Raw genomic sequence first — 17,026 nt, 5'->3', positions numbered from 1 at the left:
TGAGCTCGCTTGCGATATAAGATCTATCCATTCCCCAATCACTTCTCAACGATTCAACAAGCTCCCCACATACCGCAGAAGCTCATTAGAACAGACTGGACAATAGCCGTGTTCATCCATAAGCCGCTTAGTCACTTCGTTGATTCGCTTCAGCTGACTTTCATCCGGCGTCTTCGTCGAGGTCGTAATCTTCACAATGTCCTTGAGATCGGTAAACAGCTTCTTCTCGATTGCTTCCCGAAGCCGGTCGTGCATGCTGTAATCGAACTTCTTACCTTTGCGTGAGTATGCGGATATTCGAATGAGGATTTCCTCGCGGAACGCTTTCTTCGCATTTTCCGAGACACCGATTTGCTCTTCGATCGAGCGCATAAGACGCTCATCTGGATCCATCTCTTCACCTGTCAACGGATCCTTGATCTTCGACCAGTTACAATAGGCTTCGATGTTATCGAGATAATTATCGAACAAGGTTCGCGCCGATTCCTCGAAGGAATATACAAATGCCTTTTGAATTTCCTTCTTCGCCAGGTTGTCGTATTCCTTACGCGCGACGGAAATAAAGTTCAAATACTTCTCCCGCTCCTCCCGCGTAATGGACGGATGCTGGTCTAGTCCGTCTTTCAAGGCACGCAATACGTCCAGAGCATTAATACATGACATATTCTGCTTGATCAAGGCACTGGAAATCCGATTAATGACATAACGAGGGTCAATTCCAGACATGCCTTCTTCTACAAATTCATTTTGCATTTCCTTCAGATCGGCTTCCTTATACCCTTCGACTTCTTCTCCATCGTACATTCGCATCTTCTTGACCAAATCCATCCCTTGCTTCTTCGATTCCTTCAACCGGGTTAGGATGGAGAAAATAGCTGCAGCACGTAACGCATGTGGAGCAATGTGTACGTGGTTCATATCCGATTGCCCAATAAGCTTCGTATAGATTTTCTCCTCATCCGATACCCTCAGGTTATAAGGAACCGGCATAACAATCATCCTTGATTGCAGCGCTTCGTTCTTCTTGTTAGAAATAAACGCCTTATACTCCGATTCGTTCGTGTGCGCAACAATTAATTCATCGGCACTAATAAGAGCAAACCGCCCAGCCTTGAAATTCCCTTCTTGCGTTAGCGACAGAAGGTTCCAGAGAAACTTCTCGTCACACTTGAGCATCTCTTGGAACTCCATCAACCCTCTGTTTGCCTTATTGAGCTCACCATCGAACCTGTAAGCCCGAGGATCCGACTCTGACCCGAATTCTGTAATCGTCGAGAAGTCGATACTTCCGGTTAAATCCGCGATATCTTGTGATTTCGGATCTGATGGACTAAACGTTCCGATGCCAACACGATTTTTCTCGGAGATGAGCACTCGTTCGATCGGTACCTTCTCAATGTCGCCTTCGAATTCTGTGCGTAGCCGCATTTGGCAGGAGGGACACAGATCCCCCTCAATACGCACACCTAGCTCCTTCTCGACCTCAGGACGCAGCTCATTCGGAATAAGATGTAACGGGTCTTCTTGCATCGGGCAGCCCTTAATGGCGTATACAGCGCCTCTAGACGTCCGCGAATATTGTTCTAGCCCTTTCTTAAGTAAAGTGACTATGGTCGACTTCCCACCGCTAACCGGACCCATCAATAGCAGTATTCTCTTACGAACGTCAAGTCGTCTTGCTGCAGAATGGAAGTACTCCTCTACGAGCTTTTCCATAGTCTGGTCCAATCCAAAAATTTCAGAATTAAAAAACTGATATTTTTTACTACCGCCTCGCTCCTCTACCCCGTGGGAAACGATCATATCGTAAACTCGGGCATGCGCGGTCATCGCCGGAGTATTGTCACGACGAAGTAGATCGATGTAATCTCTAAAGTTTCCTGACCAACTTAACTTCTCACTCTCGGCCCGGTATTCTGAGATCCGACTAAAGATGTCCATGCCGCTTCCTCCTCGCATCTTTCTCTACACTTCACTTGACGTAATACATACTTATGCGGGGATGCGGACGAATTTGACCTAACATTACTTTTACATTCATTAATTCATCTGAAAGCAGTGTGCTATAATGGCGATAATCAAGGATAGTTGCCCATAAAATAGGAGGGAATCCGGTGGCCGTCAAATTAGAAACCGAGCTTTACCCGCCGGTCAAAAGCTTTTTTACCGAAAGAGGTTATGAGGTAAAGGCAGAAATACGCGGCTGTGACCTCGTAGCATATCGCGCTGACCAGGCTGACCCGACCATCGTTGAGATGAAAAAAACATTTACATTACCCTTACTACTCCAAGGTATTGATCGTCAGAAAACTGGCGCGGTCGTCTGGCTCGCTATTGAACGAAATCGAACGAAGCGCGGAGCTCATAACCAAAGATTTGGCGAAATTACCGGCCTCTGCCGGAGATTGAATCTTGGCTTTCTTTCCGTTACCTTCTACAAGACCAAATCCCCTGTCATCGAGGTCTGGTGCGAACCCACTATCAGCAAGGCCAAGATAACAGCTCCAGCAGCTGTTTCCATAGCGGCAGAAACCGCACAGCCCTACGAAACCATCCCAGGGGGCCGTCGTAAGTCGAAGGCCGCCAAGCTATTGAAAGAGTTCAACGCTCGAAGTGGAGATTATAACTTGGGAGGGAGTACGAAACGCAAGCTCATAACCGCCTTTAGAGAGAGAGCCATCCAATGTGCGCTTGCACTAGACTGTCACGGCCCCTCTGCTCCTCGTCACGTGAGAGATTGGACTCATTGTCCAACAGCATCATCCCTGCTTCAACAGAACCACTACGGATGGTTTAAGCGTATTACTAAAGGCGTTTACGATTTAACCCCCTCAGGTAAAGCTGCATTACAAGAGTATGCCGATGTAACCCAGTTCTGGGCAACACAATTTCCGTGGGCATCCCGATACGTAATCTTAAACAGCAAATTAACGAAGGAAGGAGAAATTCTCGATGACAGTGTTGCAAGAAATTGATTTAGGCTCAGCGGATTCATTCGCAGCGTTCCCTGTTGAAGTGACCTTAGAACATACACCCTATTGGCTTGTCCGGACGTCTGAAGGAGAATATCGCTTGCTGCTAGCGATTTGTCCACATGCGGGGGGAGAAATTCGACCTATGAATGATGTCCTCTTCTGTCCTCTACACTTTTGGACTTTCAACGCCGAGAATGGGACTTGCCTGAATGATCCCGATGAACGGCTCATGCAGCGTAAGGTCGTCGTTAAAGAAGGTCATCTCATCGCGGTTGGCGATCATTATTAGCTCCCCGACCAACGTCCCGTAAATTCCTCAATGCTCTCTGCTAACCTTGTCAAACCCTGTCTCATTTGACGATCGTCCGCGAAAGCATGCGTAATTCTTAAAGTGTTTATGAGTGGATCTTTCACGTAGAACGGGGCGCCTGGTTGGAAAATAAGCCCCTTCAGCCAGGCTCCACGTAACAGAGACTCCCCATCCAAGCCTGTGGGCAGTATGACCCATAGATGAAGCCCTCCCTTGGGTTTGACCCAAGATAGATTTGCAATCCCCTTGAGCTCCAATTGCTCCGTCATTCTCCTCATTCTTTCCGCGCATTGTACCCGTAGCATCTCAAGCATCGGCTCCAATGGCTGCTCCTCTATTAGCTGCGATAACGCCCTTTGCTCTAGATAGCCAGCCATTGTCTCTTTACGCGACGAAGTATTCACGCGCAAATCCGACCTTGAAGCCTGCATCGTTGGCCCAGCTATCCAGCCAACGCGCATCCCAGCTACTAATCCAGGTGGAAGCTGTCCTATGGAAAGAGTACCTGGCTCTAATTTTCTACGCGAAGGATAGCTACTCGAATCATATAGCAGCATTTCTTGTCGATCATCCATGACGAGAAGGACAGCTGCCTCTCGGCATCTTGCTTGAATCGCCAGCCTCATCTCCGGACTCCAGCTCATTCCTTCTGGATCCGTGCAGGATGGCGATATATACACCATTTTCGGACGATATTTATATAAAGCCGTCGTTAGTGCCTCCTGATCCATTCCCTTGTGATCGCCTTCGACGGCCTCCACATTCATACCCGCTTTGCGGAAAGCCTGAAGCGCTGATCTCGAGGTGAGCTTCTCAGTCAATATCGTATCTCCAGCGACAAGCATATGCTCCAATATCCATGTGAGAGCACCGTCTGCGCCATGTGTCACTCTAATTTGATGACTATCTCCTCCTGTCTTGTCCTTAAGCAATCCCTTGGCTAGCTGCGTCCTAAGCATTTCTACTCCGTAAGACTCAGGGCTCCCCTCTAGTGCACCTAATTTCTCAGAGGCACTCAGGGAAGCAGCTGCTTCTACACGTTCTTCCCAGTCAGCCGCGGAAATAAGTCCTTCCTTAGACCATCCGCCCATCCAATTAATGATTGAACTCAAGGCGATCCCCTCCCATAACGATCTTGGCCTTGGTTCATATATATGTCGATCCTATAAAAAAACGACCTCGTACCTACGGAGTTCATTCGTTAGCTAATCTGATGTAACATTGTTCACAAATTTTGCGTTTTCTTTTTTACAGGGGTTGGTTATAATATGGATAGTTAAGCGGAGGTGTGGAACATGTTTCTTTCAGGTGGAGCTGCAGAAGCAGCAGACCAAATTAAGTTGTTTGGAATGTCCAATCAGTTCTGGATCATCATTCTGGTTCTGGTCTTGTTCCTAGCAGCAATCTTGACGTCTTCTTATAACGAAGATAAAACAAAAGGTCTTTAAGACCCGCTAAAAGCCGGATCCCATCTCTGCGACAGAGTGGTATCCGGCTTTTTCTGTAAACATAACCGGCATAAAAAAGAAGCCGCCCCTTATCGGGAACGACTTCTTTATGCCGGTTATGTTTACAGTCCGTGCATATCCTTCACACAAGATGCGCATACATAGCGCTCCTTGAAATCTCCGACACCTTCCATCGAAGAACAAAACACGCAGCGGGGCCGGTAACGTTCCAGAATGATATGATCGCCTTGGACCAGTATTTCCACTGGATCCCCTTCATTCATTTGATATCGTTTACGCAACGATTTAGGGAGTACAATACGTCCCAATTGGTCCACTTTACGAACTACGCCTGCAGGTTTCAATGCAGTACCTCCATTCATACGCTTATTCTAGCTAGTTGTCTCGAAACCTTTTAGCCACTCTATACCGTTCTATACCCAACTTTAATTCCCTGCTTTGTACAGGAATTGCTTAAAATAGTGCAAAATTTCGACACAATAACTCATAATAAGCAGAATAATGTCGAATCATCAAGAAAGAGGAAAGTCATTTTGCCTCAACGCCTCATAGATAACGATTGCCGCAGAATTTGCCAAATTAAGCGATCGAACCTTGTCCGTCATCGGAATTCGCATACATGTTTCCAAATTATCATCAAGAAGCTGTCTGGGTAAACCTGCAGTCTCTTTCCCGAACACAAAGAAATCCCCATCTCGGAAATCAAAATCTGCATAATTTTTCTCTACTCGTGTACTTGCGAAGAAAAATCTCGCCTCAGCATTTGCAGCTTGTAATTCTTCAAACGAGTCGTAATAGGTTATATTAACGGCATACCAATAGTCCAATCCCGCCCTCTTCAAGGCACGATCATCTGTCGAGAAGCCCAATGGACGAACAAGGTGTAGATGTGTACCTGTAGCCGCACATGTTCTTGCGATATTACCTGTATTCGCCGGTATTTCCGGATTCACGAGTACAATATGAAACGCCATAATCATTTCCTCCCGGAACAAATTGAAAAATAGCGGCACAAAACCGCTATTTTTCATTATTCTTTATTTAATTCAAGCTCGTTCAGCTATTCTTGTTTTGAAAATCCTTCATTAAGCTCACAAGAGCCTGAACGCTTTCCAGAGGTACAGCATTATAGATCGATGCTCGCAAGCCTCCGACGCTACGATGACCTTTCAGACCGACGAAGCCTCTTGCTTCGGATTCCTTGATGAATTGCTTCTCCAACTCCTCGCTAGCAAGCGTGAAGGTTACATTCATCAATGAGCGGCTGTCCGCATCCGCGAATCCACGGTAGAAGCCATTGCTGCTATCGATAACGTCATAGATAAGATTAGCTTTCTCCTGATTGCGTACTTCCATGCCAGCCGCTCCGCCATTTTCTTTCACCCATTTGAGTACCTCGTTCATCATGTAAATCGCGAACGTAGGAGGTGTGTTGTACAAAGAATCAGCTTTAGCGTGCGTATCATAACGTAGCATAGTTGGAACAGCAACGGAAGGCTTAGCAATCAAATCCTCACGAATAATAACGATTGTAACGCCTGACGGCCCAAGATTTTTCTGAGCTCCAGCATAGATAACACCGAATTTAGATACGTCGATTGGACGACAGAGGATATCACTCGACATATCCCCAATTAGAGTAACATCACCAGTGTCAGGAAACTCCTTCCACTGTGTTCCTTCTATAGTTTCATTTGAGGTTAAGTGAAGGTAAGCGACATCGGAAGCATAATTCAGCTCGCTAATAGCTGGAATGCGCTTATAGGAATCCCCTTCCGAAGAAGCAGCGATTGAAGTTTCACCAAATAGCTTCGCTTCTTGAATCGCTTTTGTTGCCCAGCTTCCAGTCGCAACATATGCAGCTGTCTTCCCTGGTTGAACCAAGTTCAATGGGATCATGGCGAACTGCGTGCTTGCGCCACCTTGAATGAACAATACTTTGTACCCTTCAGGAATCGCTAGCAGCTCCCTTATGAGGGCTTCCGCCTCGAAGTGAACCTTCTCATATACGGGTCCGCGGTGGGACATCTCCATCAAAGACATGCCATTATTCTCGAATTCAACGAATTGTTCTTTGACTTTTTCCAGAACCTCTAGCGGCAGCGCCGCAGGACCTGCATTGAAATTAAAAGCTCGGTTGGCCATTTTGTCCCCACCTTGTTTAAATTCGTATTTATAATATTGTTATCATATCAAAGCTTTACTCAGAAGATCAACCATTATCCATTCAAATACCTTAAGAATAATACCTAATTCCGAACGAAAACGGTATCATTGTTACAGAATTTTCGGATTTATAATATTTCATAAAAAAAAGTCTCTCTTCCCGTAGGATGAGAGACTGAATGATAATGCCATTAATCGTTGCTAATTAGCAATCGAAGTAAAGACCATACTCATGAGGATGAATGCGAATCGCTACTGCTTTTGCTTCTGCTCGTTTAACATTAACGTAGTTTTCAATAAATTCCTTCGTGAAAACTCCGCCTTCTGTCAAGAATTCACAATCTGCTTCCAAAGCATCAAGCGCTTCGTCCAATGTGCCTGGAACGCTGCGAATTTCTTTCTTCTGCTCATCGGAAAGCTCATAGATGTTCGTATCGAAAGGTCCATAGCCAAGTGCCGATGGATCGATCTTACGTTTGATTCCATCCAATCCAGCCATCAGCATTGCTGCGAATGCAAGATAAGGGTTAGCTGTGGAATCTGGTGTACGGAACTCTATACGGCAGCCTTTAGGTGTTACCGCTGCAACTGGGATACGAACTGCTGCGGAACGGTTACCTTTGGAATATACCAAGTTAACTGGTGCTTCGTAGCCAGGAACAAGACGCTTGAATGAGTTCGTAGATGGGTTAGTGATTGCGATTAGAGCAGGAGCATGGTGGAGAATACCACCGATATAGTGCAACGCCATTTCGCTCAAGTTAGCATAGCCACCTTTTTCGTAAAACAAAGGCTCGCCGCCGTTGAAGATAGATGAATGCACATGCATTCCGCTACCATTGTCTCCGAAAAGAGGTTTAGGCATGAATGTTGCTACTTTGCCATATTGGCGAGCTACGTTGTGCACAATATATTTATATTTCATAAGATTATCAGCAGTTGTTGTCAGTGTGTCGAAACGGAAGTTGATTTCAGCTTGACCAGCTGTTGCAACTTCATGGTGATGACGTTCAACGCGAAGGCCTGCTTCTTGCATTAGGCGAACCATTTCGCTACGAATGTCTTGTTGGGAATCAACTGGTGCTACTGGAACATATCCGCCTTTAACGCCGACTTTGAAGCCAAGGTTGCCGCCTTCTTCTTTGCGGTTCGTGTTCCAAGATGCTTCTTCTGAATCTACGAAGAAAGAAGATGAGTTCATTGTCGATTCATAACGAACATCGTCGAAGATGAAAAATTCGGATTCTGGAGCGAAGTAAGCAGTTGTGCCCACACCAGACTTCTGAAGGAATTCTTCTGCTTTATGTGCGATAGAACGAGGATCACGCTCGTAACGCTCGCCATCTGGCGTGTGAATGTTACTAGTAATAATTAATGTCGAGTGGGCTGTAAAAGGATCCACATAAGCTGTGCTCGTATCTGGCATCATAACCATATCGGATTCTTCGATACCACGGAAACCCGTAATAGAGGAACCGTCGAATGCTACCCCGTTAACGAACGTTTCTGCATCGACTTCGGTAGCAGGCAAAGTAATGTGATGTGCGCGACCGTTAAGGTCGATAAAACGAAAATCTACGAATTCAATACCTTTTTCCTTGATCAAATCCAAAACTTGTTGTGCTGACATGTGAATTTCCTCCCGTTTCCGAACATTAAGTGTGTTTTAGTAATCAATCGTTCAATATTTTCTATGATCTTATGAGGTTATTATAAAACTCCAAAATAAGAGCGTCAATAGTTATGTAAGGTATTTTTTGCGATGATGTTAGTATTTCTCACATTCTTTATGAAGTATTAACAAATCAATCCGTCTGAAACCTATAAATATCTATCATCGCTTCACCGAATTTAGGATTTCACCCTATCGCTTTGTATGCGCTTTCCTGTGAAACTTCAATAAAACCTCACACTTCCGTAAAAAGCTGTAAATGGGGTTAAGCGTTCAATTTCCGAACAAAGAGGTTTTTCGTGCCAAAAAAAAGAACCCCATTCTCTGTTCACGGTTTAATTACCAGTGAGCAATGAATGGGATCCTCAAACGGTTAATTGAATTATTTAATCCATGTTGCAAAGTCTTCTGCTGGAGCTTTCTCCGTATCGAACTTCTTGCCCAGTAGCGGAGCAAGCTGCTCTAGCTCCTTGAGTAGGTTAGCGAACTGATCCGGGAATAGTGATTGAACACCATCTCCCGTGGACGAGTTGTCAGGATCAGTATGCATTTCGATAATTAAGCCATTTGCTCCCGCAGCCAATGATGCTTTAGTCATCGTCTCAACCAATTCACGACGGCCAGTCGCATGACTTGGATCAGCAATAACAGGAAGATGCGATAGCTGCTGTACAACTGGAATAGCGGTTAGATCAAATGTGTTACGCGTATAAGTCTCGAACGTTCGTATTCCGCGTTCACATAACATCACATTAGGATTTCCACCAGCCAGAATGTACTCCGCTGCATTTAGCCATTCATCGTACGTTGCGCTAAATCCACGCTTGAGCAATACGGGGTTCTTGATCGTGCCGAGCTTACGAAGGAGATCGAAGTTCTGCATGTTCCGTGTTCCTACCTGCATAATATCAGCGTATTCTGCACAGACATCGACGAACTCCGGCGCCATAACCTCTGTTATCGTTAGCAAGCCGTATTTCTCGCCCGCATCCTTCATCCACTTAAGACCTTCAATGCCGATCCCTTGGAAGCTGTAAGGACCTGTACGCGGCTTAAATGCACCACCACGAAGCACTTGACCACCTGCTGCTTTAACTAAACGAGCGATCTCGTCAATTTGTTCTGGAGTTTCCACGGCACAGGGTCCACCCATAACAACAAGGTTATCTCCACCGATCTTAACACCCTTCACCTCAATAATTGTATCGTCTGGGTGAAAATCTCGGCTTGCTAGCTTATAGGACTTAGAAATCTTAATGACGTTCTCTACGCCCTTCATTGAACGAATATGCTCTGAAAGCGAAGGATCGGCTTTACCAATAATTCCAATAACGGTGCGGTCAGTACCACGTGACACATGCGCTTGTACGCCGGTTTGCTCAATATAACGGACAATCTCTATAATACGTTCTTCTGCAATGTGAGGGGATGTTATTACGATCATCATTTTCACGCTCCTAAATTTTAGCGCGTACACGCTTCGACGCTTATACGCTTTTAAGCACTAAAGCAAATATAGATGAAAAAATCGTCGTTGTCAACTACAACAAGACGATTTCCCCACTTACTCTATGATAGTTCCTGTATCCATTGTTGCCCGATTAACCTTCCGCTTATCCTTGCGTTTGGCTTTATAGGTATCCAGGCTGTATTTAATTGGAAAATAGCAAATCAATCCAAGAACAGCTCCATCGACCATACCTCCGACGATCAACTTCAGATTCGTCAGCAAGAGATGATTAATCCACTCTGGGACAACGGGAATATGAATCGTAAGATGCTTCGGTAGAATCCAGCCTCCCACTTTGGAGTTGGGGTACATCATTGGAATGTAGATCACTTTGCCGAATACAAAACCAACTAGAGCAGCAGGCATGTTTCCTCGGAGCAAATAACAGAGCGGAAAAATAAGGACAAAAGCAAAACCCAATGTCGGCAATGTGAACATCTCAATGGCAAGCCCAATTGCAAAACCCATCGCTACTATTGATGCTCCGCCCTTAGCCCGGATTAACATCATGTATTTATATTTCAACCAACGGCGTAACTGTTGAAGTCTATTCATGGGTTGATCCCTCCATTGGTTGAAGCAAGCAAATCAAATCTCAGTGGTAGCTCCTACCGCTTTCACCTTCACATTAGGCAACAATTTGTTCGGATTAACCGTCCGTTTAATCGGCCATGTATGAGGGTGATCTGTATCAAATTGTTCCAAATAAGCGATCACTTCTCTAGTTAGAGCTGTAGGCGTCGAAGCACCGGAAGTAACGGCTACCCGTTGAAGCCCCTGCAACCATTCTTGCTTAATCTCGGATACATCTGCCACACGATAAGCAGGTACACCTGCTATTTCTTGAGACACTTGTGCCAATCGATTAGAGTTGTTACTACGCGGATCACCAACTACAATACATAATTGAGCTTCACCGGCCTGGTCTGCAACCGCTTCTTGACGGACTTGGGTAGCTAGACAAATCTCGTTATGAATTTCGGCAGTTGGGAATGCCGCTAACAGTAACGCCATAAGATGTCTAATATCCCATTGGGACATTGTCGTCTGGTTGGTAATGATTATTCGTTCAGTCGCAAGCTCTAGCTTCTCAATATCTTCTTCACGTTCTATCAGATGAACATGACCAGGAGCAATTCCAATCGCCCCCTCTGGTTCAGGGTGGTTCTTCTTACCAATATATATAACCTCGTAACCCTCGCCAACCTTTTCCCGAATGAGTTCATGTGTTTTGGTCACATCTGGACAAGTGGCGTCTACTAAGGTTAAACCTTTCTCTCGCGCTCTTCTACGCACTTCAGGGGATACACCATGCGCCGTGAAAATGACAGTCCCTTGTTCAATCTGCTCTAAAATTTCCAAGCGATCATTACCGTCTAAAGTAATAATCCCCTCATCCTTGAATGCTTCCGTCACATGACTATTATGGACAATCATACCTAATATATAAATGGGTCTTGGAAGGTCCAAGTTGCGCGCCGTTTGCAACGCTAGAACCATTGCATCCACCACGCCATAACAATAGCCCCTTGGGGAAATTTTCACAACTTCCATATTATACGCCCACTTTCTCGCCTACAAAGCGAATTCCTGCTATAAAATCATAGTATTATTGACTCATTTTCTATTATAGCTTATTACCTGCACAGGGGAAAGGAAACTCGGATAGGTAAAGGCGACAAGATTAGGATGCATCTACCTAATCTCGCCGCCTCCAAAAAGGCTATTCAGTTACATCAAGTTTAGTTCTCACTAGGATTGGGAGCCATATCGTGAAGACAGTACCTTCTCCTAGCATAGTCCTTACTTCGAACCTAGCATGATGCATATCGGCGATCCATTTCGCAATAGAGAGACCTAACCCCGTGCCCGAGGTTTCACCACGCGATACATCCACACGATAAAATCTCTCGAAAATATGCGGCACTTCCTCGGCACTAATTCCGATCCCAGTGTCTGCCACTGATATGCCAATAAACCCATCAGATTGCATTGCATATAAGCGAACGACCCCAGATGGTGTGTACTTGAAGCCGTTCTCAATGAGAATAAACAATAGCTGTAATAAATAATCGCGATTACCGCGAACTTCTATTCCATCCAATTCCTCTAACGGCCCAACGACCCACTCCGCCTTCCGAGGAAGGAAGGATGCCCGACGTGCCGCCTCTTCCGACAACGCCCGCAAAGACACATTTTCCATTTCAATTGTGTATCCCGCATCTGCTCTTGCTAAGGATAACATGTCATTGACCAAGCCACTCATCCGTCTTGCCTCGTCTGCAATATCCCTAATCGACTCCAAGGACATTTGCTGAATTTCAGTTGATGATAGCGCATTTTGCTCCAAACTACTTTGTCCATCTGCGTTGCCATTCGGATGAGTTTGTTTGTCGCTAAGCCACATTTTCTCTAATAAATCCACATTTCCGCGAATGGTCGTCAGTGGTGTACGCAGCTCATGCGAGGCATCAGACACAAACCTCCGTTGGGTTGCATTAGAGTCCTCCAAGCTTTTGTACGCTTGCTCCAGCCCCGAGAGCATCCCATTCAAAGTATCGGTTAACCGGCCGATCTCATCATTCGGCTTCTCCCGCGGTATTCGAATACCAAACCAAGACCCACTTTGAATTCGCTCTGCAGCTTCCGTTACCCGGTTAATGGGCATTAAAGCTTTGCGGGAGAGGAACATCCCTAGGAAAAAGGCAGCCATTAACCCTAGGGCACCGGAAATCCACAATATCGTTCTTAATAACGACAGTAAAGCAAACTCACTTCTCGCAACAGCGCCGACCTGAAGCAATCCAATAACTGTATCTGTGCCTTTAATTGTCATCGGCTGTTCGTAGATGTAGAAAGTGATATCTTCTATACGTTTGGTTACAAATCTTTTGCTGACATGCTCTTGATCCGGAAATGGGAAAGTTATATTTGATCGAAACAAATTGGACGATTTGCCTGCCGAAATCCCATCACGTTGATTCGTATAATCGATTAATTGCAGGCCGATGATCGTCGCGTCAAAGCCTGGTGCCGTGGAATTTAAATTATACTCATTAGGAAACCTTGAACCCGATGCTTCTATTCTCGTAGCCACTTGTATTAGCCTTTGACGTAGCTCAGAAATTGTATTGTGATAGACGACATTATATACGATTAGCCCAAACGCCACGAAAGCCACAGCGAATAGCCCTGAATACCACAAGGTTAGTCGTAGCCGGATGGACATACTTAGCTTTCTCCCTTCAGGACGTATCCGGCGCCTCTAACGGTTTGAATCAACCTCTTCTCCCCGTGTTCCTCTAGCTTCTGCCTAAGCATGGCGACATAAACTTCAAGTACATTGGACTCACCACTATAATCGTAGCCCCATATTCGCTCCATAATGAGATCTCTGGAAAGCACTCTCTTCGGATTTTGCATGAAAAGATGCAGTAAATCGAACTCTTTAGCTGTGAGCTCGATACGTCTGTCCTTCCGCAAGGTTTCACGGCCATCAACATCCAACAGCAAGTCCTCATAACGGAAATGTCCGCTTTCGTCCGCTCTATCGGATCGTCTACGCAGCAACGCCCGCACCCGTGCCATCAATTCCTCAAGCGCAAAAGGCTTGACCAAATAATCATCGGCACCCAGATCAAGCCCTTTGACCCTATCCGTAACTTCGTCCTTCGCTGTAAGCAGTAATATCGGTGAAGTAATTCCTGCTTCACGTAACCTTCTACATACTTCCCAGCCATCCATCCTAGGCATCATCACATCAAGAATAATGAGATCTACCTGCTGCTGGCTCAACAGCTTCAAGCCTTCCGCTCCATCAGGGGCTGTTGTAATTTCATAACCTTCAAAAGCTAAGCTACGCCGAAGCAAAGCTGTAATTTTCTCATCATCGTCAATGACTGCGATATGGGGTCTCAATGGCTCGTCCTCCTCTAACAAACAAAGAGCGGGATAACCCTTATTCGGTTTCCCGCTCCATTTTGTCTTACGCTCTAACTTTTATTATCGTTATTGCTGGACATTAAATTTGTTTTTATCTCCAACCTCAACGGTTACTTCAAGCTTCTTTTCCCCTCGAAGAACATCAAAATTAACTTTATCTCCGACTGCTTTCTTCTGTATGGCTGCAATCAATTCTTCTTTCGACTTGTATGCTTTACCATCCATGCCAGTAATGACGTCATACTGTCTAAGGTCGCCTTTGTAAGCAGGAGTATTAAACATAATCTCCGTGATGAAAGAACCCTTCGTCGCTTCATCAATACCTAATCGTTGAGCAATGTCTGCAGTTACATCTGTTAAGGTAGCTCCGATGAACGGAACCGGCTTTTGTGGAATTTCTGTATTACTCTTCAAGTTATCGAGTACTTCCGTAATCGTACTGGTTGGAATTGCAAAGCCAATCCCTTGTGCTTGAGAGCTTACAGCCGTATTAATCCCAATAACTTCACCTTGCAGATTTAGCAGCGGCCCACCTGAATTACCGGGGTTAATGGAAGCATCTGTTTGAAGTAAATGTTCATAATTACGTGTACCATTCGTATCCTGGATGCTAATCTCTCTCTCATTGGAGCTTAGAACACCTACAGTAACCGTATGATCAAAGCCATAAGGGTTCCCAATCGCTACAACCCAATCTCCCATGTTTAAGCCACTGGAATCACCTAGCTTTAATGCTGGGAAATCTTTGCCTTCAATTTTAAGTACAGCTAGATCCAGCTCATAGCTTGAACCAAGTAATTTCGCTGTGAGAGGATCACTATGACCGTCCACAGTTACTTTAATCTCACTTGCTCCGTTAATTACATGTTGGTTGGTCAGGATATAGCCCGTCGAGTCGAAAATAAATCCTGAACCCATTCCCGTTTGTTGTAGCTCACCTTTGTTATTTTTACTTTCACTTTTATCCGTGTTCCCGCTTCTATCTCCGAAAAATTGACGGAAGAAGTCATCCTCTGACATACCACCAGAGCTATTTTGTTGCGCAGAAGCATAAGTTTCGATCTTAACTACCGCAGGAGATGATTGCTCGAATATCTTCGCAATATTGTTCGGACGAACCACATCACTGCTATTGGTAACGGGATTATTTACTGTTTTGGCGATAGCTTCCTTAACCTGAGAGGTTCCACCGAACAATTCAGAGGAGAACCAGTTTTGTCTATCCGCTGTGAACATTAGACCTCCGACAACAACGACCCCTACCAAGAAGGCAGCGAACATCGATCGAAATGATGTACGACGCGGAGGCTGAGCTCCCCATTCTTGACGTGTAGGACCACCAGTTACGGTGAAAGGGCGATACTCCTTCGTTGATGAAGGTGTTACATCTAATGTTCTTTGCTCTTCCTGAAGAGGCTGTTCTCGCCCTCCGAAAGTCTGACTAGGTCCGTATGGACCAAATGTATAAGGTTCGGATTCCCTGCGGACCTCCGCATATGGATCGTCCCTATTTTCCTGATCGTATGAGAAGCCTTGTGGTTGTTCTGGTTTTTTGTTCTCGTCTTCCATTTCATTTGCCTCCTCACGTAGCCTTAGGCTAACGCCGCTCTGAACTTCATATCTGTATATTAATCCAGTTTCCTTAAAACTATCTTAAACGGAAATGAAGATGAAGTAAAAGCACAGAAAAAATTTTATTTTCTTCAACACGCATAAACGGCTGACGCCGTCCTTTCACGGCGTTCAACGTTTATGTCGGAGACCTATCAGAAAAGGTTAGAGAATTATAAACTTTCTGATACATCAATAAAGAAACGGCACATACGTGCCGTTCATCCTAGTCCAGATATGTAGCTTCAACAGCATCCAGCTTCTTTCTTGCCTGCTCGATCCAATGAGCTTCGATCTTGTCGTCGGGATCGATCGGATCAGAAAACTGGTCAAATAATGCCCCTAACACCCGAGGTTGTGCTTCTCTATCCAAGCCCTCATTATAAATATGCTTTAACACGTAGGGCTCCTTAAATTGAATGACCGTATCACTCGAATCGGCATCCATGTCTAAATCTCCAATCGTTACATTAAACGGCAGCCTAAGCCACACTTTGTTTGCGTCGTCTAATGCACAATCGAAAGACCCATGTTGATAATCCCAATTCCCACCTAGCGTAAAACCATGCTCGGATAGAGCATCTCGCGTGTTCACATAGCTCCGAACTTGCGTTGTTAATGATGAAGGCAGAACATGCACCTGGAGAACCCTCCCTTTTTATTACTAGAGTGTCCATATGCGTTCAATTTATCCTTGTTTTGCCCATCCTTTACGATGTGCATAAATGGCAAGCTGTGTTCGATCATCCAGTTCGCATTTCATTAGAAGGTTGCTGACATGTGTTTTTACAGTTTTGATACTGATATGTAGCTCATCACCAATATCCTTGTTATTTCTCCCCTCAGCGATTAACAGTAGTACTTCCCGCTCTCGCTCAGTTAAGCCTTCGACTTCATGACTTGCTGAACGTTTACGCAATCCACGCGTTAGAGCTTGAGAAACATCGCTGCTCATGACAGGCATATTCTTAATAGCACCTTGCATCGCATAAATTAATTCATCGGCCGATACCGTCTTCAATACATAGCTGACCGCTCCGGCTTCAATTGCTTCAACAACCTTCTCGTCCTCCAGAAAGCTCGTAAGAATAATAATCCTAAGATCCGGATATTGACTAAGGAGTGCACGGGTCGTTTCTACCCCATCCATATCCGGCATCATTAAGTCCATCAACACAATCTGAGGCAATTGTCCTTGATAACCTCCTCGTGCTAAAGTCTCAAACGCATCCTTGCCTCCGTTAGCTTCCCCAATCACTTCAAATCTAGCATCTAGCATTAAATAAGTGCGTAACCCCATTCGAACCATTTCATGATCATCAACAATGAGTACTTTCCAAGGGGTGCCTGCAGGCTCCATCATTTTCATCC

At 45.1% G+C, this 17,026-nt stretch carries 17 protein-coding genes; 3 read left to right on the top strand and 14 right to left on the bottom strand.

What is annotated here, in order from left to right:
* Positions 1–45: 45 nt before the first annotated feature.
* Positions 46–1,941, bottom strand: a complete 1,896-nt coding sequence (locus M1K58_RS21060) for a PrkA family serine protein kinase (RefSeq protein WP_256760851.1) — start codon at positions 1,939–1,941, stop codon at positions 46–48.
* Positions 1,942–2,114: 173 nt separating this feature from the next.
* Between M1K58_RS21060 and M1K58_RS21055 the strand changes: the two genes are divergently transcribed.
* Positions 2,115–2,975, top strand: coding sequence for a DUF2161 domain-containing phosphodiesterase (locus M1K58_RS21055; RefSeq protein ID WP_256760850.1), 861 nt, complete (start codon positions 2,115–2,117; stop codon positions 2,973–2,975).
* Positions 2,953–3,264 carry a Rieske (2Fe-2S) protein gene (locus M1K58_RS21050; protein WP_256760849.1) on the top strand — a complete coding sequence of 104 codons (312 nt, stop codon included), beginning with the start codon at positions 2,953–2,955 and terminating at the stop codon, positions 3,262–3,264. The genes M1K58_RS21055 and M1K58_RS21050 overlap by 23 nt, the downstream gene beginning before the upstream one ends.
* On the opposite strand, the gene M1K58_RS21045 is transcribed toward M1K58_RS21050, so the two are convergent.
* Positions 3,261–4,397: an aminotransferase class I/II-fold pyridoxal phosphate-dependent enzyme gene (locus M1K58_RS21045; protein WP_256760848.1), complete on the bottom strand. Its 1,137-nt coding sequence runs from the start codon at positions 4,395–4,397 to the stop codon at positions 3,261–3,263. The two genes, M1K58_RS21050 and M1K58_RS21045, sit on opposite strands and share 4 nt — an antisense overlap.
* 183 nt (positions 4,398–4,580) lie before the next feature.
* On the opposite strand from M1K58_RS21045, the gene M1K58_RS21040 reads away from it, so the two are divergent.
* The gene (locus M1K58_RS21040) at positions 4,581–4,733 is read left to right on the top strand and encodes a hypothetical protein (protein WP_256761004.1); all 153 of its coding nucleotides are present in this window, start codon (positions 4,581–4,583) and stop codon (positions 4,731–4,733) included.
* Positions 4,734–4,855: 122 nt separating this feature from the next.
* Here the strand turns inward: M1K58_RS21040 and M1K58_RS21035 are convergent, their stop codons facing one another.
* The 12 genes from M1K58_RS21035 to M1K58_RS20980 all read right to left on the bottom strand — a co-directional run bounded on the left by M1K58_RS21035 (position 4,856) and on the right by M1K58_RS20980 (position 17,018).
* Positions 4,856–5,098: an AbrB/MazE/SpoVT family DNA-binding domain-containing protein gene (locus tag M1K58_RS21035; protein WP_120977001.1), complete on the bottom strand. Its 243-nt coding sequence runs from the start codon at positions 5,096–5,098 to the stop codon at positions 4,856–4,858.
* Between the two features lie 168 nt (positions 5,099–5,266).
* Positions 5,267–5,728, bottom strand: a complete 462-nt coding sequence (gene trmL / locus M1K58_RS21030; protein ID WP_256760847.1) for a tRNA (uridine(34)/cytosine(34)/5-carboxymethylaminomethyluridine(34)-2'-O)-methyltransferase TrmL — start codon at positions 5,726–5,728, stop codon at positions 5,267–5,269.
* Positions 5,729–5,810: 82 nt separating this feature from the next.
* Complete coding sequence (gene serC / locus M1K58_RS21025) at positions 5,811–6,899, bottom strand: 3-phosphoserine/phosphohydroxythreonine transaminase (protein ID WP_256760846.1); 1,089 nt, start codon at positions 6,897–6,899, stop codon at positions 5,811–5,813.
* 226 nt (positions 6,900–7,125) lie between these two features.
* Positions 7,126–8,550 (bottom strand): type I glutamate--ammonia ligase, encoded by a 1,425-nt coding sequence (gene glnA, locus M1K58_RS21020; RefSeq protein WP_256760845.1) that lies wholly within the window; start codon positions 8,548–8,550, stop codon positions 7,126–7,128.
* A gap of 424 nt (positions 8,551–8,974) precedes the next feature.
* Positions 8,975–10,036 carry a 3-deoxy-7-phosphoheptulonate synthase gene (gene aroF, locus M1K58_RS21015; protein WP_256760998.1) on the bottom strand — a complete coding sequence of 354 codons (1,062 nt, stop codon included), beginning with the start codon at positions 10,034–10,036 and terminating at the stop codon, positions 8,975–8,977.
* Between the two features lie 120 nt (positions 10,037–10,156).
* Positions 10,157–10,657 carry a DUF2062 domain-containing protein gene (locus M1K58_RS21010; RefSeq protein WP_256760844.1) on the bottom strand — a complete coding sequence of 167 codons (501 nt, stop codon included), beginning with the start codon at positions 10,655–10,657 and terminating at the stop codon, positions 10,157–10,159.
* 33 nt (positions 10,658–10,690) lie between these two features.
* A complete protein-coding gene (locus tag M1K58_RS21005; protein ID WP_256760843.1) occupies positions 10,691–11,656 on the bottom strand; it encodes a 4-hydroxy-3-methylbut-2-enyl diphosphate reductase in 966 nt (321 codons plus the stop codon).
* 169 nt (positions 11,657–11,825) lie between these two features.
* Positions 11,826–13,331, bottom strand: a complete 1,506-nt coding sequence (locus M1K58_RS21000) for a sensor histidine kinase (RefSeq protein ID WP_256760842.1) — start codon at positions 13,329–13,331, stop codon at positions 11,826–11,828.
* Positions 13,332–13,333: 2 nt separating this feature from the next.
* Positions 13,334–14,020 (bottom strand): response regulator transcription factor, encoded by a 687-nt coding sequence (locus M1K58_RS20995; RefSeq protein ID WP_256760841.1) that lies wholly within the window; start codon positions 14,018–14,020, stop codon positions 13,334–13,336.
* A gap of 90 nt (positions 14,021–14,110) precedes the next feature.
* Positions 14,111–15,613 carry a S1C family serine protease gene (locus M1K58_RS20990; protein ID WP_256760840.1) on the bottom strand — a complete coding sequence of 501 codons (1,503 nt, stop codon included), beginning with the start codon at positions 15,611–15,613 and terminating at the stop codon, positions 14,111–14,113.
* A gap of 268 nt (positions 15,614–15,881) precedes the next feature.
* Entirely contained in the window at positions 15,882–16,295 is a 414-nt protein-coding gene (locus tag M1K58_RS20985; RefSeq protein WP_256760839.1) for a YugN family protein, read from the bottom strand.
* A 48-nt stretch (positions 16,296–16,343) separates the two neighbouring features.
* A complete protein-coding gene (locus tag M1K58_RS20980; protein WP_256760838.1) occupies positions 16,344–17,018 on the bottom strand; it encodes a response regulator in 675 nt (224 codons plus the stop codon).
* Positions 17,019–17,026: the final 8 nt, after the last annotated feature.

The sequence above is a fragment of the Cohnella sp. WQ 127256 genome (assembly GCF_024519285.1).
Taxonomy (GTDB): domain Bacteria; phylum Bacillota; class Bacilli; order Paenibacillales; family Paenibacillaceae; genus Cohnella.
This window is presented reverse-complemented; position numbering and strand designations above follow the sequence as displayed.

What these genes read in the sequence shown, in the direction of transcription:
- M1K58_RS21000 (WP_256760842.1), bottom strand. Translation starts at nt 13,331, where the DNA reads ATGTCCATCCGGCTACGACTAACCTTGTGGTATTCAGGGCTATTCGCT.
- M1K58_RS21005 (WP_256760843.1), bottom strand. Translation starts at nt 11,656, where the DNA reads ATGGAAGTTGTGAAAATTTCCCCAAGGGGCTATTGTTATGGCGTGGTG.
- aroF (WP_256760998.1), bottom strand. Translation starts at nt 10,036, where the DNA reads ATGATCGTAATAACATCCCCTCACATTGCAGAAGAACGTATTATAGAG.
- trmL (WP_256760847.1), bottom strand. Translation starts at nt 5,728, where the DNA reads ATGGCGTTTCATATTGTACTCGTGAATCCGGAAATACCGGCGAATACA.
- M1K58_RS21010 (WP_256760844.1), bottom strand. Translation starts at nt 10,657, where the DNA reads ATGAATAGACTTCAACAGTTACGCCGTTGGTTGAAATATAAATACATG.
- M1K58_RS20980 (WP_256760838.1), bottom strand. Translation starts at nt 17,018, where the DNA reads ATGATGGAGCCTGCAGGCACCCCTTGGAAAGTACTCATTGTTGATGAT.
- M1K58_RS21060 (WP_256760851.1), bottom strand. Translation starts at nt 1,941, where the DNA reads ATGGACATCTTTAGTCGGATCTCAGAATACCGGGCCGAGAGTGAGAAG.
- M1K58_RS21040 (WP_256761004.1), top strand. Translation starts at nt 4,581, where the DNA reads ATGTTTCTTTCAGGTGGAGCTGCAGAAGCAGCAGACCAAATTAAGTTG.
- M1K58_RS21050 (WP_256760849.1), top strand. Translation starts at nt 2,953, where the DNA reads ATGACAGTGTTGCAAGAAATTGATTTAGGCTCAGCGGATTCATTCGCA.
- glnA (WP_256760845.1), bottom strand. Translation starts at nt 8,550, where the DNA reads ATGTCAGCACAACAAGTTTTGGATTTGATCAAGGAAAAAGGTATTGAA.
- M1K58_RS20990 (WP_256760840.1), bottom strand. Translation starts at nt 15,613, where the DNA reads ATGGAAGACGAGAACAAAAAACCAGAACAACCACAAGGCTTCTCATAC.
- serC (WP_256760846.1), bottom strand. Translation starts at nt 6,899, where the DNA reads ATGGCCAACCGAGCTTTTAATTTCAATGCAGGTCCTGCGGCGCTGCCG.